Consider the following 23,515-nt stretch of genomic DNA (forward strand, 5'->3'; position numbering starts at 1 on the left):
GTGCTACGGGGTGGGGCGCTCTGTCTGTATCGAAGGGGTGCTTTTTGCCGCGCGTGCCTTGGCGAGGCGTGTGAGCCCGATCTTCGCGGCGATCAGGAAAGGGGCGGCGACGACAAATAACAGAGCCACCGCGTTGAATGCGGTGTCGAACGCGATCACTGCCGACTGCCCCGATACGGACCTGCCGAGGAGGCCTACGGCGGCGCGGCCCGCCTGTGCGGCATCCATCCCCTTAGAAATCAACATCGCCGTCGTGGTCGTCATTCGTTGAATGACCGCTGTCCCGCCCCCCGTGACGTTTGCAGCGAGAACCGAGAAGTTCCAGGCCACATTGTGGTCGATGAGTGTCTGAAGAGCAGCGACTCCGATCAATCCGCCGAACTGCCTTCCGGTATTGAACAAACCGATGCCCGACACGAGGTTTTTCTCGTTGAGCTTGCCAAACGCAATCAACGTGATCGAAAGGAATAGAAACCCGAGACCAAGACCTCGAAGCAGGATCGCCGGCATCATCGTATCCGTACCGCTTTCGGCGGTGGACCCGGATAGCATCCACATTGAGCCCATGATCAACAAGATGCCGAAGGGAACCGTCGCAAAAGGAGGAACCCGGCGGACTTGCATAAGGAAAGCGGCGAAAAGCAGCGCGCAGACGAAAAGTCCGCCACTCGGCAAGAGCAGTAGTCCTGCGTCAGTAGGCGTGAATGCAAGGATTGAAACGGCAAACGACGGGATCAAATAGGCGCTTCCAAACAACGCGGCGCCTGCGACAAAGCTCACGATGAACGCGAAGCAAAAGTCCTCTGATCGAAATACCGTGTAGTCCAACAAGCCCCTGTCCTTTACCAGCACCTGTTGTCCCAAGAACATCAAAAGTGCGGCGATCCCGATGACAGCCAGACAAAGGATGCGGGGTTCTTCGAACCAGTCCCAGCGGGTTCCTTGGCTAAGCACATAGGTCAGGCAGCAAACAGACAGGGAGATCAGCAGAAACCCGACCCCATCGAATGGACGCAGCGGGCGCCTTTCAGCCATCGGAGTCTCTTCTACCAGCATCAGACCCGCCGACGCGAGCGCTATTGGTACCACGCTGAAAAATATCCAGGTCCATGACTCGCTGTCGAGCAACCAACCCTGAAGGGCAGGCGCGATTGTTGCTGGCGCGACAACGGACCCGACAGCGAAGAGCGCTTGAAGAAGCGGCTGGTTAGAGCGCGAGTAGCTTAGAAAAATCAACGCTTGTCCGCCGGCGAGCAGGGTGCCTCCGGCGAAGCCCTGCACTATGCGGAGCGTGATCAAGACATCTAGCCGAGTGGTAAGGGCCGCTATCCCGCATGCGACGCCCATCGCCAACGCGGCGCCAATGACCAGACCGCGTGGATTGAGGCGGTTCATAAGGAAGGGTGCGGCAAGGAACCCGATTAGCTTGAGAGCCGTGTATCCGACATCCAGCCACGCGAATTCGTCGGGAGTTGCGTATACGTCACCGATGATGTCGCCGCGCCCGAGCGACAGGACAGTGCTGGCGATCGCTTCCGTCAAAGCAGCCAGCATTATGCCCGCTATTAGCGCCGCACCAGACGACGTTTTATCGAGAGCTGGGGGCGCTTGTGTGACCGCTGTCATGAACCGCTTTCTTGGTCAACGAAGACCCGGGCAGACAGTCCGGGTAGCAAACGACCCGGTAACGGATTGTTGGTAAACCGAATTTTGACGGGAACGCGCTGCACCACGCGGACGAAGTTGCCCGTGGCGTTGTCGGTGGGCAGCAGGCTAAACGCGGATCCGCTGCCGGGTGCGAAGCTGTCTACCACGCCTTCAATGCGTTCGTTTGGATAACCATCGACCGTAATTTGTACCTTCTGGCCGGGCTGGATGTATTCCAATTGGGTTTCCTTGAAATTTGCAACCACCCAGACATCGTTTACAGGAACGATATCCAGGAGAGGCGTACCGGGAGACACAAATCGGCCAACGCGGACCTGGCGGTTGCCGATGACGCCATCCACCGGCGCACGTACAACAGTGCTTTCAAGATCGATTTGTGCAAGATCACGAGCCGCCTCTGCCTGAGAAACGGCCGCAACGGCCGCTTCCCGTTGGGCCGCGAGTACTGCGATCCGTTGCTGCTGAGCCTCGATGGTTGCTGAGGCCGCCGAAACGCCCGCCTCAGCTCTCGTCCGCGCTGCGTCGCTCTCATCCACGTGGGCTTGACTGATTGTATTGCTTCGGATGAGTTCGCGACGACGCTCGTATGCTTTTGTTGCAAGGTCCAACTCAGCCTCTGCCGAGCGTTTCTGAGCTTCTGCCTGTTTGATAAGAGCGTGCTGGAGCTCGGTCTCTGCATCGACGTTCGTCAAGCGCGCCTGAGCTGCGTCCACGTTGGCGACCGCCTGGGCAAGACGGGCGCGATAGTCGCGCTCATCGATCCGAAACAGAACGTCGCCAGCGTGGACGGTTTCGTTGTCCTTGACTTGTACCGCGGTGATGTAGCCCGAGACCTTCGGTGCAAGCGAGGTGAGGTCTCCGCGAAGATAAGCGTTGTCAGTCGATGTTGCGCCCGACGAGCGAGCCCAGGCCCACCCTCCAGCTCCGACTGCCGCTGAGCCGAGGCAAAGTAGGAGGCCGATCACTTGTCTCTTTTTGAGTTGCGCCACGACGCCCTCCGGTAATGTTTGTTACCAAGGCCTCTTACGGTAACTTGCGTTACCAGTCAAGGCGATCAGATGGGCACTGAAGGACGCAGAAGACGCGCCAACTAGCCCAACCGCACGGGTTCAAAAAATGTGAGCAACGAGCCGGTTTAAGATCGTAGCGGGAGGTCAACGGGCGGTCGACTATACAAAAGATTGGTATCATCGGCGGGGGTTTCACGCTTTGATGAAAGCCCCTTAAAAGTCATGCAGATCGCTAAAGGTCTCCATGATACCGAGAGCTGACACTGATGATGATGCCTACTGTAGATATCGCCGCGGACCAGCGGCCTCGTGTTTTTGGCCACCTCTATACACAGGTTTTAATCGCGATAGTGGCGGGTATATTGCTCGGGTACCTCGATGCCGAGCTCGGCAGTAGTTTGAAATTCCTTGGGGACCTCTTTATCAAACTCGTCAAGCTGGTTATCACGCCGGTCATTTTCTTGACTGTCACCACAGGCATCGCTGACATGTCGGACACGCAGAAGCTTGGCCGTGTGGCAGTCAAAGCATTCGTCTATTTTTTGACTTTCTCCATCCTGGCTCTTGTGATGGGGCTATTGATTGCGAACGTGTTGCAGCCGGGAGGTGGCATGCACATCGACCCAAGCTCGCTCGATGAGCGGTCGATCGCGGCTTACACCGTCAAAACCCACGAGATGACAATCGTTGGTTTCTTGATGAACATCGTTCCTGACACGATTGTCGCAGCTTTCGCTCAAGGTGATATCCTCCAGGTATTGTTCATCTCCATCTTGTTTGGACTTGCGCTCGGAGCCGTAGGACAAAAGGGGCATGCTGTTCTTGATCTGCTGCACGCCCTGACGGCGCCGATCTTTCGGATGACGTCAATGTTGATGAGGCTCGCCCCAATCGGTGCCTTCGGCGCTATGGCGTTCACCATTGGGAAGTATGGGATCTCCGCCCTTGGGAATCTGGCCTTTCTGGTGGGAACCTTCTATTTAGCCGCATTGCTTTTCGTTGTTCTCGTCCTTGGCGCCGTCGCGCATTTCAACCGATTCTCCATCTTCAAGCTTATTGTTTATCTCAAAGAAGAGTTGCTTCTCGTTCTCGGAACATCATCGTCCGAAGCCGCCTTGCCCGGCTTGATGGCCAAGTTGGAGAAGGCTGGTTGTGCGCGCCCGATCGTCGGTCTCGTGGTGCCCACAGGTTATTCCTTCAACTTGGATGGGACCAATATCTACATGACACTTGCGGCGCTGTTCATCGCGCAAGCGACTGATACTCCACTGAGCCTGGGGGATCAGATCATGCTTTTCCTGGTGGCCATGTTGAGTTCGAAAGGTGCCGCCGGGGTGAGCGGTGCGGGGTTCATCACTCTGGCTGCAACGCTCTCCGTAGTTCCCTCAGTCCCCGTGGCCGGCATGGCATTGATACTGGGAGTAGACCGTTTTATGTCGGAATGCCGCGCGCTGACAAATCTCATCGGCAATGCGGTGGCGACTATTGTCATCGCCCGTTGGGAGCGGGAGCTGGATGCCGTTGAATTGCAAGCTGCGCTTTCGGGTCAATAAGACGCGGTGTTACGCAGCGTACCCGGCTACACCTGCTGGCCCTTTTGCGAAAGGCGTAAGAACAGCGTGCGCAATCTTCCGTAAATTCCTGTCGATGCAAACTGATGTATAGATTATGAAACTTCGCAGCTGAGTTATCATTTAGTCTTAGTAAGACTAGGTGATGACAATGCGCAGATATCCAAAAGAAAATAAAGCCGGATCGTCTGCGGGTTTTGTCGTTGTAATAATAATTGCTCAGCTTCTCATCGTAGGTGCTTTGGCTTTTACCGATGCGGTCGACCAGCCCCACTCCGCCCGGATCTTCCTGCCAGGAACGCAGTCGAATGGTATAACCGGCCATCCCATGACGCGACGGATGGGAGAGTTGGCCTTCAGCAGGACCGGCTCATAAGCCTTCTCTCGGCGTAACGCTTTTGAGCGCATCGACAGCTGTGTCAATAAGTGACTCGTGTCTGCGGTGTCTCTGCGTCACGACGTAAACCGGCTGCTTAATCTCCGGCGCGCCTTCTACAAGACGCACTGACATGCCGGACCCGGACAAGGTTTCGACGGTCTGGTGCGGGAGATACGTAGTTCCACCACGCCGTTTCAGAATGCCGATTGCATGGTCCTCGTGATCCACGGCGATAGCAGATCGAGTGAGCCCCGGTAGCAGCTCGGTGTGCATCCGCTCGAAATATGTCGTGTATCTAGCGCGGATATAACTTCTCGAAGTCACATCGGAAAGCCTGTCGAACTCCGTCGACACCATCTGAAATTTTTCGACGCCGGTCTCCTCGATGCTAAGGTCCGGCAAGCATTTGGGCGAAAATACAATGCCGATATCAATCCTGCCACCGGAGAGATCCGCCATGACGGTGGACGAGTGGCCAGAATGCAGTACCAATTCCAGTCGTTCGTTGATGATGTGCAACTCCTCGATCCAGTCCAGAACGAGCGTCCCTATCGAGCTTAGCGGCCCTGAGATGCGTAGAGGGCCATCATAGTGTTCCAGGCCTCCGATATCGTGCTGCGCATGCGCCCAGCCCGCTTTGATGGCGCGAGCGTGTTTCTCGAACCTGATACCGGCCGAAGTCGGAACTGCACCCGCTCGCCCGCGGTGAAATAGTTGGGCGCCCACGGCTCGCTCTAGTGTCTTAATGCGGCCACTTACGGCCGGCTGCGTTGTTTCAAGTCGCTCTGATGTGCGCCGGAAATTGCCTGTCTCAAGCAAGTCCAGGAAGGTATCGAGAAGGTCGAGGTTCATGGTGTGATCGCAATTGTGGTTGATCCGTTGCCCGTCGGCCAAGCAGATTTCGCCGGTTTCTGGTTTTCCAACCGGTCAGTATCTAGCGACACGGTTAACGACGGCGCCCAGCCTACGCAGGAGAGGAATATCGTGCCTCGTCGCGTGAGGGTGTTGGTCCGCGTTCTCGCAAGGAGCAACAAACTTTCCGGGCGCAGCCGATCCTATATCGAAGACGCGGCAAATTGCAAGATGTATGCGCAGGAATGTATGCTTAAAGAGCGTGCACGTATGGAAAAACTAGCCATACACTCTTGTCGCGACTCGTCGCCGACTTTATTGGTCGGCTACGGCACAGGTTCCGCATGACGGATGAAAAGGGAACGTGGTGAGGCATAGTCGATGTCAATCCCACGGCTGCCCCCGCAACTGTAACCGCCGAGCTTGTCTCATCAGCCCACTGCGTCAAGCGGGAAGGGCGAGACTGGCGGGGACGCGGAAGTCAGGAGACCTGCCTGTGTTGGTCACCCATGCAAGGATACGGGGAGTGTCCGAGCGCGGCCGCCCGTAGCGGTGACATTGTCGAAGATGTTGCCGTGTTGAAGGACGGTCGATGGGAACGGTTGTTACCATTGTCACTTCTTTTCTGCGGAGGAAAGCCGTGCAGGTCAGGCCCTGCCTGAAGGGAGATTATGAGGATTTTTCTGACCGGAGCTGCGATGCTCCTCATCGCCGCATGGGAGCCGAGCTTTGCTCGGGATGCTAACCAGGCGGACGAGCCGACAGAGCTCGAAGCGATTGTCGTTACGGACGGATTGACTCCCGTGGAGCTCGAGAAATCCGGGCGTGCCGTCACCGTGATCTCGGGGGAGGAGATGGAGAAGCATCAGGTCCGCTATGTCGCGGATGCGCTACGCCTTGTGCCGGGATTTGCAGTATCTCGCACGGGCTCCTCAGGTGGCTTAACGCAGGTACGTGTGCGCGGCGCGGAGGGCAATCAACTGCTGGTGATCATTGATGGCGTGGTCGCCAACGACGTTGGGCAGGGTGAATTCGACTTCGGAGGCCTGGTTACCGACGACATAAAACGCATCGAAATTCTGCGCGGGCCGCAAAGCGCGTTCTGGGGGGCTAATGCCATGTCAGGCGTGATCAACATCGTCACCAAGCGCGGCGAGCGCGATTCCGTTCGGTCTACTGCGCGCACGGAAATCGGCAGCAACGCTTCGGTCACATCGACAATCTCCGCCGGCGGGGGCCGTGACACCTATGACTATTGGCTATCCGGCACCGTTATGCACACGGACGGCTTCAACATTTCGGGTGCGGGTGACGAAGAGGACGGCGGCAGGAATGGTACGTTAAACGGCAAGTTCACAATCGATCTCTCGCCGGATACGACTATGGAGGGCACGGTTCGGGGCGTAAATCGTCGCAGCGAGAGTGACCCGCAAGACTGGGACACCGCGATGACCTACGACGCGGACGACTACACCAAGAACCAGGAACTCTTCGGGTCGGTTGGGATCACCAATTCGTCCCTGGACGACGCGCTGGCACAGAAGATCCTTTTCTCGGGCACCGATATCTATCAATCCAGGCACTCCGACGAATACGGAAACAGTTCGGACGACGGAAACCGTTATAGGGGCAGCTATCAAGCGTCCTATCGTTTCGACGATACGGACCAGGTGATCCAACAAGTGACCGGCGGTTACGCATGGCAATTCGAAAGGTTTTCACCCTCCCATTTGGAGGAGACTTTTCGACGGGACGCGCAATCCCTTATTGGCGAGTATCGGGTAGAGTTCTTTGATCAAGTCCACCTAAACTTCGGTGCGAGGCAGGACTGGAACAGCGGTTTCAGTGATACGGGAACCTGGACTGCAAGCGCGGCGTGGCAAATCCCGAGCAGCGACATGCGGCTTCATGCCTCAGTCGGAACCGGCGTTACCAACCCGACGTTCTATGAACAGTTCGGCTATTTTCCCGGAGGATTCATCGGTAATCCAAATTTGCAGCCGGAACGGAGCCTCGGATACGACATCGGGGTTGAGAAAAGCTTCAATGAGGGGGGCCTCGTAGTAGACCTTACCTACTTCAACCAAAATCTGGAGAACGAGATCGCCACTGTCTACGACGCGGATTTCATCGCGCGGCCGATCAACCGCGACGGCGAAAGCCTCCGCCAAGGCATGGAGGTTTCGGCGACCTTCGATTTCTTCAACGGCGTCACGATGACCGCATCTTATACGTACACCGACGCGACCGAACAGACAGCCGCCACCGGGCCGCGTCTCGCTGAAGCCCGTCGCCCCCGCCACATCGGTTCGGTCAAAGCGGACTACGTTTTTTATGACGACCGCGCGAGGGTCTTCGCCGAGGCAGTATTCAATGGCAGGACTGTCGACACGGTTTTTGCGACCGCTGTACCCCCGCGGGTGACGATGGCTGGCTATTCGCTTTTGAACGTCGGCGGCAGCCTGAAAATCAACGACACCTTGGAAATGTTTGGTCGCGTCGACAATCTGTTCGACCGAGACTACCGGGAAGTCTATGGCTTCAAGTCGTCGCCCGGTCTGACTGCTTTCGCCGGATTGTCGGCTTCATTCTGACTTACGAAAAGGCAAAGGGCAAAGAGGCGGCGGACAGACTGCCTCCTATGTCGACACGTGCGGTGGCAGACTATTCTGCGAAATACTTTTTCGCCGTAACCCGCAAGCGGTCGCTGTGATCGTAAATTTGGTCAAGCGAGTCGATAATCAACCGTTCCTCGGACTCACCGTCAAAGAGCCCGATGTATTTGACCGAGCGGTTGAAATGTAGCCTCGCGAGCGGCTTTCGATTGTTATTGTCGATAAGAATGCCACAATAGGATTTCTGGTCGCGCATCACCACTCGTTTCGACGAGATCGTATCGCGCACGATCGCCTTCACAATCATGTATCCCTCGCGCTCCTCCTCTGTCGTCACGACTTCGGGTTCCTCCTCAACGGGCTCGTCAATTTTTTCGATGACTTCCTCCGTGTCCGCGAGTGCGCTCGAAAGGCGGTTCTTGACCGGGACCATGATCACATCTCGGAATGCGGTTCGCACGACTCCCGTCAACATCTTTTTAACCTGCGCGGTAATCCGGCCCTCGTAGACAGAACCAGCAACAAGGCGTACGAAGTCCTCGGAAGGCTCTTCTATCAGTTTTGAAATGACTTGTTTGACGCCAGAGGTGTATTTCAGGCGCTCGGCGGTCGCCAGGATGGCGGATACGTCAAACGAAGCTTTTTCGGCTATTCGGATTTTCGTGTGGAGAGCCGGGGAGGGCACACGTCCACATTGAGCGAAAATCCGAACTGCTGCGTCCGGCCTGGCAGGTGTCAGCCGGAACAGAAGTCCCGGACGCTGACGTCTGGCAAGGCGGACGACCGCATGCCCACAGAACATGTGCGTCCCGTGGACATCGGAACCCCGTGCGCCGAGCGGCACGTCGGGGTGCGGGCGGCGGTAGCCAATCTTCGCCGCTTTGATTGTCCGATGAACGTCTTGCCATGAGCCGAGTTCGGCGGGCACCTTCCCATTCTTCCATAGACGGGAAACGCACCCTTCCTCAAGCGCTGGCAGGACGTCCTTCATTCCAGCCAGACGGACAATGCCCCGTCTGGCGATCTCTGTTGCCGACGCGCAGGCGTCGGGGGCTTCGTATGCGAGGTTTCCGATGGTCGAGGAATACCCCGCCCAGACCTCAAGGACATCGATCCCGGCAAGCCGGGCGCGACGCTGCAGCATCTGCACGAACACCGTTCTTGCCCAGCAATTCAACAGCCTGTTGAGGGTGCGGTTCTTGCCGCTCGACCGCAACGTGCCGAGCCCTTTTTCCAGCACGATCGTGCCGCAGCGGTGCTTGCGCGCCATCGAGATGGCGCGGTCGCAGACCGCCGCCAGCGTCTCGCGCACCAGTTCGGCGGAAGCATTCTTCGGCATATCGAGCTTCACCAGGGCATGCTCGAGCAGCCTGGTTTTACCCACCGATCCCTGATCTTCGGTGTTCGATGCCGCGGCCAGGCCGATCCAGTTGGGATTGAGGTCGATGCCGAGGCAGCGGCCTTTGATCGGCACCACCGGACGCCGCCGCTGCGGGTGGTTCGGCAGATCCGTCGGATCGAAGGTCACGCTGACATGCGTGTCGGAGATCGAGAAGGTGACGTTGATGCGGTCGGCTTCGTCCTTCTGAGCACATATCGCGGTCAGTTGCCGCATGATGATGCCGCGGTTTCCGGTCATGCGTGCGAGATGAAGAGCGGCCGTGCGCGTCACCGTCTTTCCCGAGCGGCCGCCGCTCTCCTTGCGGCCGATTTTGACGACAACCGCCGTCTCGTCGATCAGATGGATATTCTGGTTTCCGCGCGCTTTCTGGCGATCGCCGAAGCTGACGAACGGGTGCAGTCTCTTGCGCTTCCATTCGTCCGGCGAAATCAGACCCTTGCGTCGGCGCTCAAGTTCGGTTCGCCCGCCGAAGACCGCCGTACCACCAGGCGTCAGCTTGCGTTTCCAAATGCCAAGCTTCGTCGCACAGTGGATCGCCCAGCTGTCGAGCAGACCTTCGTGGGCGAAGCGCGTCTTAACCAGGTTGCGCAAGTCCATTTCCTTCGGCGTTGAACCATCGGCGTGCAAACCATTCGCATAGGCCGTTCGGATCGCAGCCGACTGCACCCGACGAAGGTCGCCGAGAAACGCGCGGTCCTCGTCTGAGCAGCGATATGGAATGGAGATGGTCTGCAAGGAAACATGATCGAGCCAATGCTTCTATGAGACCGCGGAAACTTGGTCGCCGTCAAACGCCGGCGAAAATCAATTAAACAATCAGGGCGCGAACACGCTGTCTGGTTTTCGTGAGCCGACGAATCGGGATTCCACACGAAAATCCGAATAGCCGCTTTTTCAAACTTTCGAAGTTCGGCGACGATTCCGGAGTTGAAGTCAGACACATCGAAGACAAAGAACGGCCGGGCATCGAGTTTGTTGGGGGCCTCCAGGTCGGTATAGAAGTTGAAGGTTCGGCCGTTCGTCAGAATGGCGAACCTCGCGTTAGTCACGCTGAAGTACCGATAGAGTTGATCCAGGTGTTTTTTCTCCAGCGTAACCGATATCGGTTTGCACTCGATCAAGATCCGGATTTCGCCGTCGATCTTGATCGCGTAGTCGACCTTTTCCCCCTTTTTGCCAACAGCGTCTGCGGTGAATTCGGGGATGACCTCGGTTGGATCGAAAACCTCATAGCCTAGCGACCGAAGGAAGGGCAGGACTACAGCGGTTTTCACCGCCTCTTCAGTCGCCATTGTGCTGGAATGCGATTTGACGCGCTCAGATATGGCGCAGACTCTCTTCGATTGTAGACATCAGTCCCCAACGGTTGTCTTCTAGTTAAAGTTGCCGATTGCCTTCCTTACGTCAAGCCGACGCTAAAGCGCTTAAGCTTGACCAAGAATAGCCCCCGAGGAGGCTTCTAGGACTACCCTCTTTTCGCTCCTTGAAGCGCCGGCCTCGCTATAGCGTCACGGTCTTCGCCATTTCCAAATATCTGCAGAAAGCATTCGCGAGTTGCATTTGGCGGGGCGTTTTGCATTCGGCTTCGAACAACTCCGGTGAAGCGACAAGGATGGCCATACACTTCGCGCGGCTGATGGCCACGTTGAGTCGGTTGGAGCTGTAGAGGAACTCCATACCGCGTGGTGCGTCCGCGTGACTGGATGTGGCCATCGAGTAGATGGCGATCGGCGCCTCTTGCCCTTGAAATTTGTCGACGGTTCCGACGTGGGCATCGGGAATGCGTTTCTGAATCTCGAAGACGTGAGCGTTGTAGGGCGCGATTATAATAATGTCATCGAGGGCCAGCGGCCTGGATACGCCCTTTCGGTCGGTCCAGCGCATCCCGGAATTCAGCAGCACTTTCACGATGCGCTCGACCGCGGCGGCCTCTTCGAGGGAGCGCGACTGGTTACCGAGATGAGGAACCGGCACGTAATGCAAACCCGTCCCCGTAAAAGGCCCAGTCGACGCCGTTGCTTGGGCGCGGCAGCCGACTTCGGACTGAAGCTTGTCCTCGTAAAACAGTTCCGAGTTGAACGCGGTAATGTCTGGGTGGAGCCGCCACGTCTCTTCAAGGAACAACCCTTGCTCCGGCAAGATCGTCTTCTGCCCGCCCAAGAGGTGGTCGAGTGCGGAAACATCCGTTCCGTCCGGGTGGGAGCCCTGGGCAGGTTGCTCCAGTTGCCGTGGGTCGCCGAGAAGGACGAGGGCGGGCCCGGCTTGGGAGACAGCCAACACATTGGCTAGCGAAATCTGCGCTGCCTCGTCCACGATTAGCACGTCGACGCTATCCGCCACGTCCTCGCGGGCCCAGAAGAATGCCGTTCCTCCGAGCAACTGCACTTGTCCACATTTGATCGCCGACACGGCCTCGGCGTTGTCGAGGTAGATTTCGATATCTTCCGTGTCTTCCACTTTCGTGGAGAGCTTCTGGCCAGCGGAAATCTTGGTGCCGCTCTCCTTAGCCACCCCAATTGTCTTGTCGATCAAATTCCGGATGACCTTGTGGCTATTGGCCGTGATTCCAACCTTCTTTCCCGCTCTCATCAGGTGCCGGGCGGCCCCTGGATGGGAAGGACACCGCTTTGTAGCAGCGGAGCAATCCTGATTGCGCTGGCCAATGTGTTTTCGCCACCCAAACGAAGTGGCTCTGCAACGCGTGGCGGTACCCGCATTAGGAGATCACGGGCTGCCTGATATTGACCGTCTCCCGCGATGCCGTTCTCGTTTACGTATTCCCCAAGGCGGAACAGGGAGTTCTCTTGCTCTGGAGTGGCGATGTGCGTGTGGGAAAATACGCCCTCCGGGTGAAGGGCCGCCGTCCTCCTGGTCTTCTTGATCTCGACCTGCTGGCCGTCGTGCGAGATCGTCACGACCTTGCCGAACGCTTCGCCACCGGCAGCGCGGAGATCGTCGTCCTCGCGGATGTCGGTGTCCTGAATGTCGAATTCATATCGGTCCGTCGGAATGCCGGTCTTTGTCTGTGCTACCGTCTCCAGGAACCGCAGCCCGCCCAAGCCTGCCTTCTCGTCGAGGAGTTCTTCGGCCGGCAGATCGCAGAGCCGAAAATACTCCCACCAACTCGTCTTGGCTTCGCGTCGGTGCCAGTCAAGACTGTGGGCAAGTATCCATTTTGCTTGCTCGGCCGCGTCCCTTTCCGCCGGCTCAACCGGGACATTGTATGTGAGTTTTTCGATGAGAGCTTCGACGCGTGCCTGCCGCTCCGAGATGTCCTCGCTCGGTTCCTCTCCTTCAGGCGCGGGGCGACTGATTAACGCACCCGACGCGATGGCATCTGCGCGCAGCTGCTCAAGCCAGGTGCGCAGCGCTTCGGTTGATCGGCAATCGTCATCGTTGTAGGCCGATACGACCGCCTTTATCTCGTCGGATACCGAGACAACGTCATTGACTTGTAACGCAACCTGGAGCGCGGATAGCGCGACGTTCGCTTTCCTTAAAGGCATGTTGCGGGCGAAACCGTAGAAAGCTTCGAGCCTCTTTATTGAGTAACTCTCAACGCTTGCTCGCACTGCGTTGCGGACGACGGCATAGAGATCGACCAGAATATTGCCTCGGAGCAGTTTGTCTACTTCGCCTTCACGCGTAGCATATCGCCCCATCAATCGCTTCAATGTCCCCGGTTCGTAGGGCGCATAGTGGTAGATGTGCAAATCCGGAAACAGCGTGCGGCGCGCGGTCACGAAATCCATGAACCGCTCGAAGACTGCTTTTTCCGTGCCTCGGTCAAACGCCCAGTCGGCGATCCGGACAATGTCGCCCTCTTCGTTGCGGTAATGGTATCCGAACAGATATTCGAGTCCATGCTCGCCAACGAACGGATCGCCTTCGATATCGAAGAAGATATCCCCGGCTGACGGTTCGGGGAGACGACAGAGACCCGTATCCGCCACCACCTCCAGAATTTCGCATCTCAGTTCACCCGCTTCACGCGCGCTCACTTGGATATGCGCCTGTGCCCTGGCCTTCTCGAAGCTCGCGGCCGAACCGCGGACCGGCTTCCATGGAAATGGCGAGGGGAGGGCTGCAAAAGCCGCGGCCGTAGACACGCCATGCGCGCGCAACTCCGCAATTTGCGTTTTGGAAATGTTCGCGACAAGCGAGAGGTGATCGTCCTTCCGCCAGCGAGCGTCGCACGCATCGGCCCACCGACATACGTCGCAGTGCCCATTCGGTTCAGGGTCGTGTTTATCCGGAGTTGCGCTGGTAGCCTTCTCGGCCGCCTGTCGTGCCTTCCTGAAGTACGCGGCATAGTCCGCAACACGGAAGGTTTGAGGCACGAAGTCAGACCAAGGCGCTACGACGTATACGTTCTCCGGCGCGATACCTTGCATGGCGCGAAGTAACTCGGCGTAAAGACTGAGCTGGAGCACCGTCCCGGCTTTGGTTTCGCGGGCCAGCTTCGTGTCGACGACCTCATACGACCATGATCCGAGATCGCTCGGCTGTTCCACTCTCCGCAGAACATCGGCGCGTCCAATCCAACGGCCGTCCCGGAGCGCCGCCTGGACAATGATCGATCGGCCGGACCGCATCGCTTGCAACGTTGCACCAACGGTATCGTCGCTGACTTCGATGCCGGGGATCGAGGTTACTTCCAGTCCCTGCTGCTTCAGGTGCTCAAGGAACTCATCTTCATGTTGCAACCCGCGCTGCTGCAGGATCTCAAGCAAAGGGTCCCATCGAGCAGGCTTTGCGAGTGTACCCGCAGCGACCTGCAAATCCAGTTCTGTTAGATGGCGGCAGTTAAGATGGCCGATCAGGTCATGCGCGCTAAGGATGAGTTGGGTGCCGATTCGCTGCATGTTTCAACCATAAGAGTTATCGTGCGCGATGTCTAATGTTCGAGTTCGCCTTGCGAACCCGCTGCAGTGGAGGCGTACTGGTTCCAGCTGTGGCAAGCGGCCATTGCCGCTTCGTAAAGTTGAGATTGAGACTTCAATGCGGGAAAATGGCTGAGTGCGCAGTTTGTTGCACCCCGGGGCTTCCATTGAAACCTATACCAACGTCTAGTTGAAAACGTTCAGGGCCTGCATTAGCGCTAGGTTGAGGGCTTTGGGGGAAGCGAAGAAATTCCGAAATTTTTGATTGTACCCGCGTGGGCACTAAGCTCCGAGGTGGACGACGAGCGACCCGCTTGGGTCCTCGCGGCGCTTCGCGTGCACACGTTAAGCTCTTGTTTGAGATGCCTGCGCTATATTTGTAGTTGAGCAGCGCATCGCGGATAGGCAGCGTTGTGTCCGTCGGCAGCTCGTTGAGCTGATGGCGTCGCAAGGGGGGAGAATTTTGATTGTTGAGCATGGGCGGTTACCGCTGCTGACACTAGCCAAGGCAGCAGCGCGCACGTTACGGGAGATCGTTCCGGCAGACCTCGACTTAGCCGGGGTATGCCTCGACCTCCAGCCATACGAGAGTAAGTCGGTTAGGGAGTTTAGCCAGCGGTTGGACGCTCTCTCGCGCAACGATCGCAACTACTGGGTCGGAACTCTCTATACCCTTATGATTTCCCCGGAGGCTCGCAAGGCGCAGGCGGCCTACTTCACCCCCCCCTACCTAGCGGATGCCGTCATAGATATGGCGGTTGAACACGGCTTCGACCTGAGGCGCGACGACGTCCTCGATCCCGCCGCCGGAGGAGCCGCTTTCCTTTCCCTCATTGCGGAAAGGATGCGCGCCGCTGGCGCTCGACCACGAGATATCGCTTACCGGCTCAATGGTATCGAAATTGACCCGTGCTTGGCGCAGATATCCGAGTCTTTGATCGGCACCCATACCGACGGGTTCGGCGAGCGGAAGATTGTCCGTGTCGCCGACGCCCTGCACACCGATCCGCTGGCCTCGTACAAGTTGGTGATCGCGAATCCTCCTTACGGCCGGATCACGCCACAAGTCCTGGGAGGAGACGATTGGCGGAAGGTTTCGCATCCGGGTCACGTCAACAAGTATGCGGTGTTCACGGAATGGTGTCTCCGCGTAGCTAAACCGGGAGGACTTGTTGCGCTGGTCATTCCCTCAAGTTTCAGAAGCGGTCCTCTCTATGACAAGATGCGGGCGCACATCGCGAGCCAAGGGCAAATCCTGACCCTCGGAAAGCTGATCAGTCGTGATGACGTTTTCGTGGACGTTGCCCAGGACGTCAGCGTGCTGTTGGTCCGGAAAGGGGAGCCACACCGCCCGGTGCTTGCGGCGAAGTTTCCTTCGTTCACGGAAAGTGGCATCGTTCAACCGGTACCAACCGGATGCCTGCCTGCCGACCCGTCGAAGCCATGGCTCGCGCCCTCGGATCTCGCTGATAAAATTGGAGGGGCCACGCTCGCAGAGTATGGAGCGTCCGCGAAGGCGGGTTACTTCGTTTGGAACCGAGAGCGAGATAAATTCTGTTGTGCGGACGAGCCCGGTGCGGTCCCGCTGATATGGGCGAAGAACGTACGTCCCGGACAACCCTGCGTGCCAACGAACCGAAGAGGAAACGGCGTGGATTTCGTCCGCGTACCCGAAGGCAGCGCGGCGCTTGTCAAGGACCACGCGCTTGTCGTTCAGAGAACTACCAACAGCAGCCAGAACCGGCGCATCGTCGCGGCGGCGGTGGACAAGGCGTCGGTCGACCCTTGGAAAGGCTTCGTCTCAGAAAACCATACGATCGTGGTGTCGGGCACGGATGAGCGACAGCTCAATCTTCTACTAATGCTTCTTAACACGAAGGCGGTTGATGACCGTTACCGCGCCGTCTCTGGAACTGCGACGATATCGGTCAAGCTGCTCAGGCAACTCGATCTGCCGCGCCCGATTGCATTCGCGGCCGCACTTAAGCGCGTTTCTGACCCCGAACGGGCCGCACTGATAGCTTATGAGCAGGGCGCGGGCGCAATTTCGGAGGCATCATGAGCCAAAGAGAAAGACCGGGATACGGCCGAGCCCCAGGCTCGGATCTTGCTGACCGGCTGAAACAGCAAAGCGACCAGCTCAGGCGAAGGGGAGAGCTTGTGGCTGCACGCGCGGCCAAGCTTGTCGCCGGGTCGCACAGCGGGCAGACCGAGGAGCTCGAGGGCGCCCGAGACGAAGGCGCCTGGATTTCCGCTTTGGAGAAGATCCCGTTCAGACTCATCGGCGAAGACGAACTGCCGATTTCGGCTGTCTACATGCAAATCTTGCGCGCCGTGATCGGCACGATGAACAGCGGGGAACCTACCGTCCTCCTCACGTGGCCCGCACGCGACCTCTGTCTTTCAGCGATCACTTCCCTATTGGCGCTGGCAGATGTAGCGGTTGCGCCGGAGACTTCGATCGAGAAATATGATAGCCGGGTTCGAACCTTTGAGCGTCCCAGTGGATTCAAGGCCCTAATTTATCCATACGCCAGGACAACCCACGAGCTGGCGAGAGAGGTGCAGATCGCCCGCGACTACCTGCGCCGGACCCATGTCGATCATCTTGCAAGACATACCAACGGGCATGGCGGCGACCGAGCGCTCAAGGATTACCATCAAATTCTCAGCCGCGTGGGAACGCTCTCTGGCAGGGGAAGGGATGGGACATGCCGTCCCGAGTTCGAACACCCGACCTTGGATGAGATCCTGCCGCACGGAAACTGCGAAGGCATCGCACATCCCAATGGAACCCTGCTTTGGCGAACGAGTTCCCGGACCGACCTCAAAGAACACAACACGGTCAGTCGTCACGCGGACAACGGACGCGAGGCGAGTTATTTCCTCTTTGGTCTCAGAAAGGGCGATGAGGCATCTCTGCACAAAGTCCATGGCCCGCTCGACCTGATCGTTTTCGATCTGACCCGGACTGGCCGCGGCCGCCTGGGAGACGAATGGGTCGAGCGTGCGACGCGCACCTTCAAGTCGATGCGTAAAGCGTTCCCCAAGGCGGGCATCATAGCAATAACTGAAGATCCCTGGGCGTTTGACAAGGCACGGTTTGAAATATTCAGGAGTGCGCCGGAGCTCGGCAAAGGGAAGCCGCGTCCAGCGAAGTCTAAGACGATTACCGCAATGTCGTCCTCTATCCTCCAGACAGAGACGGCTCCGCCCTCGTGGTCGGGGTGCGAGCGGGTCGAGGTCAAGGGGTTCAACGGCCCCGGCGCGAAAGTCGGGGACGATCTTCGCGCCATAGCGCGCATGGTATCTCGTTCCGGCGACGTAGCCGCAGCCGCCGCTATTGACGACATCGTTTTCAAGCTTCGCCGCAATGCGTCGCTTCCCGGATCGCTAGCTTCCCTCAGCAACTACACCGTCGCGAAGCAGGGTAACGCCGATGCGGCGGACCTGATGGCGAGCTACAGGATCACCCAAGCGGTTCAGTTCCTCAGAGACCCTTCCAATCCAGCGTACCAGATTGGAGGAGCAGAACTTGCGACAGCGCTCCGCGAAGCGGAAGAAGCGGCCGCGAGACTGGTCCGCGCAACTCCTATGTCGCATCTCCTGGAGGCGATCGTTACGAGCATACTTGGGGCCTCTTCCAAGGCTCTTTTCATGTTCCGGTCGCAGCCGCTCGCTGAGTTCGCAATGGCAGATCTGGTCTGCAGAATTCAGGGCCTGCAGACCAGGTTGGACAACGAAATGATCGTCTTCTCAGGTCCCGGCGGCCTCACCGAGATCGCAGCATTGCCCGTGAACGAGAGGAACAAGTTCAAACGTATTTATCTGGTGGCCCCGCCGCGGGATGGCGTTCTGACGTTTTTCGCAAGATCATGGCTTCCCAGTCAGGTCTTCGTGGTGGCCGACGGCGACACCTTACGGTTCTCCTCAAGAGACGCGTTACGCCTCGCAGATCAGGTTGAGGAGCAAGAGATTGCGTCGCGCCTGAGAAAGTACGGTAGCGGGTCGTCCGAGGAGCTCGGAGGACTGGGCACTTTCCAAATCAAAGTGACGGAGACTCCGCCTCCACCACAAGAACTCCAGTTTCCAACGGAAAGTGTCATTGATCTTTCCGGCGCTTTGGGAAGCTCGGGGGTCGAACTGATCGAGTTTGCGATGGAGGGAGGTCAGCGAATGATCGCCAGACCGGGAACCGGTCTCGTGCGGCTGGACAGATCCAGATCGCTGGAATCCTTTAGACAGGTCGACGCGCGGGAGGTGAAGGAACACGACGAACTCTGCGTCATCAGTTCCGGCTTTATTGACCGTGCCCGAGTGCTCCTGAGCGTACCTGCAAACGCCACAGAGGCGATCAGGGAATACCACGTCGATGTAGTCAGCCGTTTCCAGAAAATCTCCGGCTTCAATGACACAGACAAGCTCCGGACACTGGTCGAGCGAATCGGCGTTCCGGACCTCGAATTGCAGCGCGTCCGTTACTGGGTTCACCTGGACAAACAGTTGCAGGCCCCCCTCCACGAAGTGGTGACCCAGGCACCACGCGATCATGACACGTTTATCAAGTTCACAAACGCGCTGGGCATCGGAGCGAATCTGGCGAACCGCTTCTGGCACCTCGGGGTGAAAGCCCAGAGAAATAACCGGATGCGCGCAGGCATGGCTTTCCACGATGCCTATCGCAACATTCTTACAGATCCACACGCGGCGGCGGCGTTCGCGGGCGACGCAAAGCGTGCCTCCGAGATCAAGAGGCTCCAGCATCTCGCGGAAGAGCATGTTTTGGCCGTTCGTTCCATCAGAAGGTTCAAGTCATGATCCAGCCAAAGACTTCCGCTGAACTTGCGAACATCGACGTGGAGCTAAAGGAAGCCGTCTGCGACGCGCTCGTGAACATGGTGACGAAGCGCGCGAGCGGAACCGATGAAATCGGCCGCTATGCATACGGTAAGTCGCCGCGGCGCGCAGTCTTCTCAGGACAGCTCCTTCCACGCATGTCACGTGCCAACGTGGACGACACTTCCGACATCAAGATCGCCGCTTTCGGCATGGACTTCAATGTGGCCAACGACGCGCAGTCCCCTATTAGGGCGATGCCGCGCTGCTCGGTTTATGTTCGCGTCCTGCCGACGTGGGAGGAAATATCCAGCGGTCGGTACGGAATTGAGATCGACTTCAAGATCTCCAAGGATAAAAAGCAGGAAATCGACGACAAGATAAAAGAACGACGGAAGGCGCTATACGAAAAGGAAAACCTCGCGCCCGCCGAATTGGATACGCTTGACCCCGAACAGAAGACTGAACTCTTCCGCCGCAGACGGGAGATACAGGACGAACTTCGGCGCAGCGTGTATGGCGAATACGGCATTGAGTTGAAGAAATCGGATATCGCAAGCTTCGGAAAGGAGGAGCCACCGTCCGCTACGGCCACCGACGGCGATGCCGGAGAAGGTGAAGAGACTGCCGCTTCGCCCGAGCTTGGAAAGCTCGTCACAGAGGGCCGGTCAATTCCTGACCAGCATCTTTCGCCGGCGCCCATACCCGCGAAATGGAAGAGGATCGACTTAGACCTGCCAAGGCTGGACTGGCCTTCATCGCTTTCCGGCGAGGCGCTGAAGAAGCGCTGTGAAGAGTATTCGTCCGAGCTGCGCGCGGCGATAGCGGCCCAGCTGAGCGAGTGGTTGAACGGTAAAGACGCTGAGCAGTGGGCTTGGCGCAACCGCATGGTCCATCCCGCCGAAGCTCGTAGTGCGGGCACCTGGGACATTTTCTTGGAGTCGTTGCGCAAGGAAGATCCGGACAAGAAGATACTTCCGGATTTCACCGGGCTCGCGTTCAAGGTCGAACGGCAGCGCGATTTCATGGATCCCTCGCGTGCATCGATTAGGGTGAGCCTGGACAACTCGTGCCAGGAGCTCACACCGCAAGACGCTGCCATCAAGTGCAACGTCCTGTTTGGGACAGAGTTGAAAGTCCAGGTCTCGAAGGCCGACCATCGCCCGGTAAACCTCGATCGTGTGGAGCCCTCATACCGCTTCCGCGACTTTCTCACTTATCCCGCCATCGGGCTCAACTGCGGGGTCGAGTGCGGCGATGCGGGTGAGAACTTCGAACTCTCAACGACCTGGGCGCCGCGGTTCACACAGCCCCGCATCGTGCCGCGCGACATACCCGACGTCGAGTGCCGTTTCAGTGCATTGTCCACAGACCATGATGTTTCAAAACTGCTGGCTCTACCGGAACAATACCGGCTCTGGATCGACGAGCAGGTTGCGACGCTTAGCGAGAAGGTGGTCGCTAATCTGCCGGCGGACGAAGCGGCCCGCGAACGAAAGCGTTTCGAGGAAGATATCGCCGGTCAGCGCAGCGAGGCTAGCCATATCGAACGCGGTGTCAGGATACTGATCCAAGCGCGGGCAGCTTCATTATCCCTACCCAGTGCTTCGATATCGGAGCGGGCGCGTCTGCAAAGAGCGGCCGCGCCCTGGGACGCCTGGCTCCTGACGAACGCAGCATTTGCGCGGCGTGATCGCGATCCGAAACGCAAATGGCGACTGTTTCAGCTTGCCTTCATCCTTGCTCATGTGCCGACCTTCGCCTCGCGCATGGAGGAGTACTCGCACGAATTTGACTCCGAGCGGGACGAGATGAGCGCGAGTCTTCTCTACTTTCCGACCGGTGGCGGCAAGTCGGAGGCATTCTACGGCGCACTAGCTTTCGCCATTTTTTTGGATCGTCTCCGCGGGAAGGACCGTGGGATCACCGCCATGATCCGCTATCCGCTTCGGCTTTTGACCTTGCAGCAGGCCCAGCGGCTTCTCCGCCTCATCGTGTGGGCAGAGATCGTGCGCAAAGAAAAGAAGGCGGGCAAGTGGCCCATCGAAATCGGGTTCTGGGTGGGCTCCTCTAATACTCCGAACCGATACAATGAGTTGAAGCCGGATCTGCCTTACCTAAGCGAGCATCCTGACGACAGCGCGTTCGATCCCGATACCGGCAAAGACAAACGTGCCAATCGCTATCGGGAAACCCTGTCGGCTTATAACAAGGTTGCGCAATGTCCCTGTTGCGGCAATGCGACCGGGCTTCGACGTTACACGCCCGCGGCGGCCAATGCCGAGCGCGCCGCAATCATCTGTTTCAATGCGCAATGCGAATGGAACGTCGCCCACGGCGAGATCACACCCCTTCCGTTCCTGCTGACCGACGACACGATCTACCAGCGCGCGCCGGCGATCATCCTCGGCACTGTCGATAAGCTGGCGATGCTGGGACAGAGCACCTCCACGATCACCGAAATCCTCGGGATGTTCGGTCTCGCGCGATGGGTCGATGCTACTGGGCATCTTAGAAGCCCGCGCAAACTGGAAGATATTCAGAAGGGACCGCTTGCGTTCGGCATGCGGGGTGTCTCTCCCTCGTACGCTGAAGGGCAGAAGGTATTTTTCGATCCGTTCCCGTCCCTTATCATCCAGGACGAAGCCCATCTACTGGAAGACAGCCTCGGGACCTTTAGCGGCCTCTTTGACACGCTCCTGGAAAAGACTTTCAGCACGATCGACGGGATGGCTGGAGCAGCGATCCACGCCAGCCGGTATAAAGACGCCCACGGGGCTGAAATGCCCCGGCTTCCCAAGATCATCGCGGCAACCGCGACGATCAGCGATCCCGATCGTCAGCTGAAGGTGCTCTATCAGCGCAAACCACTGCGTTTTCCGTATCCAGGACCTGACATCTACCATTCGTTCTTTGCCGATCCCGCGCTGCCGCCGAAAGCGAATGCGGAGCGGGTTCGTAGAGCCGCGGAACTCGAGCGGTCGCGCGCACCGGAAGCGACGTCACCCTGGATGAGACTTTACGTATCCTTGATGACGAACGACGCAACTCATACCGTGACGACCGTAGGCGTCCTGAGCTCGTTCCACACGATTGTCTCGCGCCTTTGGGCCTCACTGCTCAACCCAACCACCTCCGGTGGAGCAGTCGCTGAAATCAAGGCCGCCGTGACGCGAGCGGATGGCGGCGATTGGCGTCAAGCGGCGATCGACCGAGCGGTCGCCGAGGGAAGGCTGGACGAAATAATGGCGCTGGTCGACCTTCATCGCATCTCCTTGACCTATGTCACGAACAAAAAGGGCGGAGACCAGGTTATCGACGCATTGCATTCGGCGGTCGCAGAAAAGCATCGGACGGCGGGACTTCCCCACGGCAAGTTCATCAGCCGGTTGATCTCCGGTGGAGTCGATATGCAGGAGATCCAGCGAGTGATGACAGAAGCCGAAACCCCGTTCGGGGCCACCGGTTATCCTGACATCGGGGAAACGTTGCGAAGTATCGTCGCCACTTCGGCGATCAGCCATGGTGTCGACGTCGACCGTTTCAATTCGATGTTTTTCGCCGGCCTGCCGTCGGACGTTGCAGAGTACATCCAGGCGTCCAGTCGTGTCGGACGGACGCACGTCGGCTTTGTGATGCTTTTACCAACGCCCCAGAGCCGACGAGATCGATATGTCATAGAGACGCACGACATTTTCCACCGGTTCCTGGAGCGGATGATTTCGCCGCCTGCCGTGGAGCGCTGGGCGGAAACGGCGATCGATCGCGTCACCGCTTCCTACGTCCAGACGTGGGCGATGCTGAAGGACGGGCAAAACTTCTTACGGCTCCCCGACGAGCGGAAGTTCGATCTCCAATCCTACGAATTCACGACACGGCTAGGTTACCTCGCGAAACGCGATCTTCTCGCATTCGCGAACGATCTTGGAGGCTTCATGCTCGACGCGATGGGCGCTGATGGGCGCGGCGACGATGCCTTCGGCAGCCCTCCTTATCGAAATTTCTATAAGAGCATGACGGACAAGTCCGCCCAGGAATTCGGGATTAGCATGCGAAACCTGGAAATCGAAATCAGGCTGCGGAACTATTGGGACCAGGCCGCTCGTCTAAAAAAACCTATGACGTCGTTGAGGGACGTCGACGAGGCCGGCTTCATTACCGCGGCGGACTATTTCCGAGGCTCGCGAGATCGAACGCTGAGCGTCGATATGTCTGACGTCGCCAAGGTCATGAAATCTATTCGTCACCAGAGAGGTGATAGCGCCGAAACCGACGCTGATGACCGCGGGGAGGTCTGAT

11 protein-coding genes, 1 pseudogene and 1 riboswitch are annotated in these 23,515 nt (G+C 58.0%); of the genes and pseudogenes, 5 read left to right on the forward strand and 7 right to left on the reverse strand.

Annotated elements, in window-relative coordinates; genetic code table 11:
* Window positions 1-3 precede the first annotated feature (3 nt).
* Together IB277_RS14310 and IB277_RS14315 are read right to left on the reverse strand one after the other, a co-directional pair.
* On the reverse strand, window positions 4-1,626 hold the full coding sequence (locus tag IB277_RS14310) for an MFS transporter (RefSeq protein WP_192371190.1): 1,623 nt from the start codon (window positions 1,624-1,626) through the stop codon (window positions 4-6).
* The gene (locus tag IB277_RS14315; protein ID WP_192371191.1) at window positions 1,623-2,657 is read right to left on the reverse strand and encodes an HlyD family secretion protein; all 1,035 of its coding nucleotides are present in this window, start codon (window positions 2,655-2,657) and stop codon (window positions 1,623-1,625) included. The genes IB277_RS14310 and IB277_RS14315 overlap by 4 nt, the downstream gene beginning before the upstream one ends.
* A 287-nt stretch (window positions 2,658-2,944) precedes the next feature.
* Here IB277_RS14315 and IB277_RS14320 point away from each other — a divergent pair, with 287 nt between their 5' ends.
* Window positions 2,945-4,231, forward strand: coding sequence for a dicarboxylate/amino acid:cation symporter (locus tag IB277_RS14320; RefSeq protein ID WP_192371192.1), 1,287 nt, complete (start codon window positions 2,945-2,947; stop codon window positions 4,229-4,231).
* 388 nt (window positions 4,232-4,619) lie between these two features.
* Here the strand turns inward: IB277_RS14320 and IB277_RS14325 are convergent, their stop codons facing one another.
* The gene (locus IB277_RS14325) at window positions 4,620-5,480 is read right to left on the reverse strand and encodes a LysR family transcriptional regulator (protein WP_192371193.1); all 861 of its coding nucleotides are present in this window, start codon (window positions 5,478-5,480) and stop codon (window positions 4,620-4,622) included.
* Between the two features lie 318 nt (window positions 5,481-5,798).
* Window positions 5,799-5,993, forward strand: a riboswitch (cobalamin riboswitch).
* 185 nt (window positions 5,994-6,178) lie between these two features.
* Here IB277_RS14325 and IB277_RS14330 point away from each other — a divergent pair.
* Window positions 6,179-8,074, forward strand: a complete 1,896-nt coding sequence (locus IB277_RS14330) for a TonB-dependent siderophore receptor (RefSeq protein ID WP_192494864.1) — start codon at window positions 6,179-6,181, stop codon at window positions 8,072-8,074.
* Between the two features lie 70 nt (window positions 8,075-8,144).
* On the opposite strand, the gene IB277_RS38035 is transcribed toward IB277_RS14330, so the two are convergent.
* The 4 genes and pseudogenes from IB277_RS38035 to IB277_RS14345 form a co-directional block, all read right to left on the reverse strand.
* Window positions 8,145-10,232: a hypothetical protein gene (locus IB277_RS38035; RefSeq protein WP_246812748.1), complete on the reverse strand. Its 2,088-nt coding sequence runs from the start codon at window positions 10,230-10,232 to the stop codon at window positions 8,145-8,147.
* 299 nt (window positions 10,233-10,531) lie between these two features.
* Window positions 10,532-10,789, reverse strand: a pseudogene (locus IB277_RS38040) (type I restriction enzyme HsdR N-terminal domain-containing protein); the annotation flags it as partial.
* 208 nt (window positions 10,790-10,997) lie between these two features.
* Window positions 10,998-12,029 carry a DEAD/DEAH box helicase gene (locus IB277_RS38045; RefSeq protein ID WP_246805944.1) on the reverse strand — a complete coding sequence of 344 codons (1,032 nt, stop codon included), beginning with the start codon at window positions 12,027-12,029 and terminating at the stop codon, window positions 10,998-11,000.
* A 56-nt stretch (window positions 12,030-12,085) separates the two neighbouring features.
* On the reverse strand, window positions 12,086-14,362 hold the full coding sequence (locus tag IB277_RS14345) for a TM0106 family RecB-like putative nuclease (protein ID WP_246805943.1): 2,277 nt from the start codon (window positions 14,360-14,362) through the stop codon (window positions 12,086-12,088).
* 637 nt (window positions 14,363-14,999) lie between these two features.
* Here IB277_RS14345 and IB277_RS14350 point away from each other — a divergent pair.
* The 3 genes from IB277_RS14350 to IB277_RS14360 are packed head-to-tail and all read left to right on the forward strand — an operon-like array spanning window position 15,000 to window position 23,514.
* Window positions 15,000-16,442 carry an N-6 DNA methylase gene (locus IB277_RS14350; protein ID WP_246805942.1) on the forward strand — a complete coding sequence of 481 codons (1,443 nt, stop codon included), beginning with the start codon at window positions 15,000-15,002 and terminating at the stop codon, window positions 16,440-16,442.
* Window positions 16,439-19,198: a hypothetical protein gene (locus IB277_RS14355; protein WP_192371196.1), complete on the forward strand. Its 2,760-nt coding sequence runs from the start codon at window positions 16,439-16,441 to the stop codon at window positions 19,196-19,198. Before IB277_RS14350 ends, IB277_RS14355 begins: the two co-directional genes overlap by 4 nt.
* Complete coding sequence (locus tag IB277_RS14360; protein ID WP_192371197.1) at window positions 19,195-23,514, forward strand: DEAD/DEAH box helicase family protein; 4,320 nt, start codon at window positions 19,195-19,197, stop codon at window positions 23,512-23,514. The genes IB277_RS14355 and IB277_RS14360 overlap by 4 nt, the downstream gene beginning before the upstream one ends.
* The last annotated feature ends 1 nt before the right edge of the window (window position 23,515 follow it).

Origin of the sequence: Ensifer sp. ENS07 (assembly GCF_014852185.1) — a bacterium.
Classification (GTDB): Bacteria; Pseudomonadota; Alphaproteobacteria; order Rhizobiales; family Rhizobiaceae; genus Ensifer; species Ensifer adhaerens.

Excerpts from the sequence above, each read along its gene's own strand:
- IB277_RS14310 (WP_192371190.1), bottom strand. The coding sequence starts at position 1,626 with ATGACAGCGGTCACACAAGCGCCCCCAGCTCTCGATAAAACGTCGTCT.
- IB277_RS14320 (WP_192371192.1), top strand. The coding sequence starts at position 2,945 with ATGATGATGCCTACTGTAGATATCGCCGCGGACCAGCGGCCTCGTGTT.
- IB277_RS14325 (WP_192371193.1), bottom strand. The coding sequence starts at position 5,480 with ATGAACCTCGACCTTCTCGATACCTTCCTGGACTTGCTTGAGACAGGC.
- IB277_RS14330 (WP_192494864.1), top strand. The coding sequence starts at position 6,179 with ATGCTCCTCATCGCCGCATGGGAGCCGAGCTTTGCTCGGGATGCTAAC.
- IB277_RS14345 (WP_246805943.1), bottom strand. The coding sequence starts at position 14,362 with ATGCAGCGAATCGGCACCCAACTCATCCTTAGCGCGCATGACCTGATC.
- IB277_RS14355 (WP_192371196.1), top strand. The coding sequence starts at position 16,439 with ATGAGCCAAAGAGAAAGACCGGGATACGGCCGAGCCCCAGGCTCGGAT.
- IB277_RS14360 (WP_192371197.1), top strand. The coding sequence starts at position 19,195 with ATGATCCAGCCAAAGACTTCCGCTGAACTTGCGAACATCGACGTGGAG.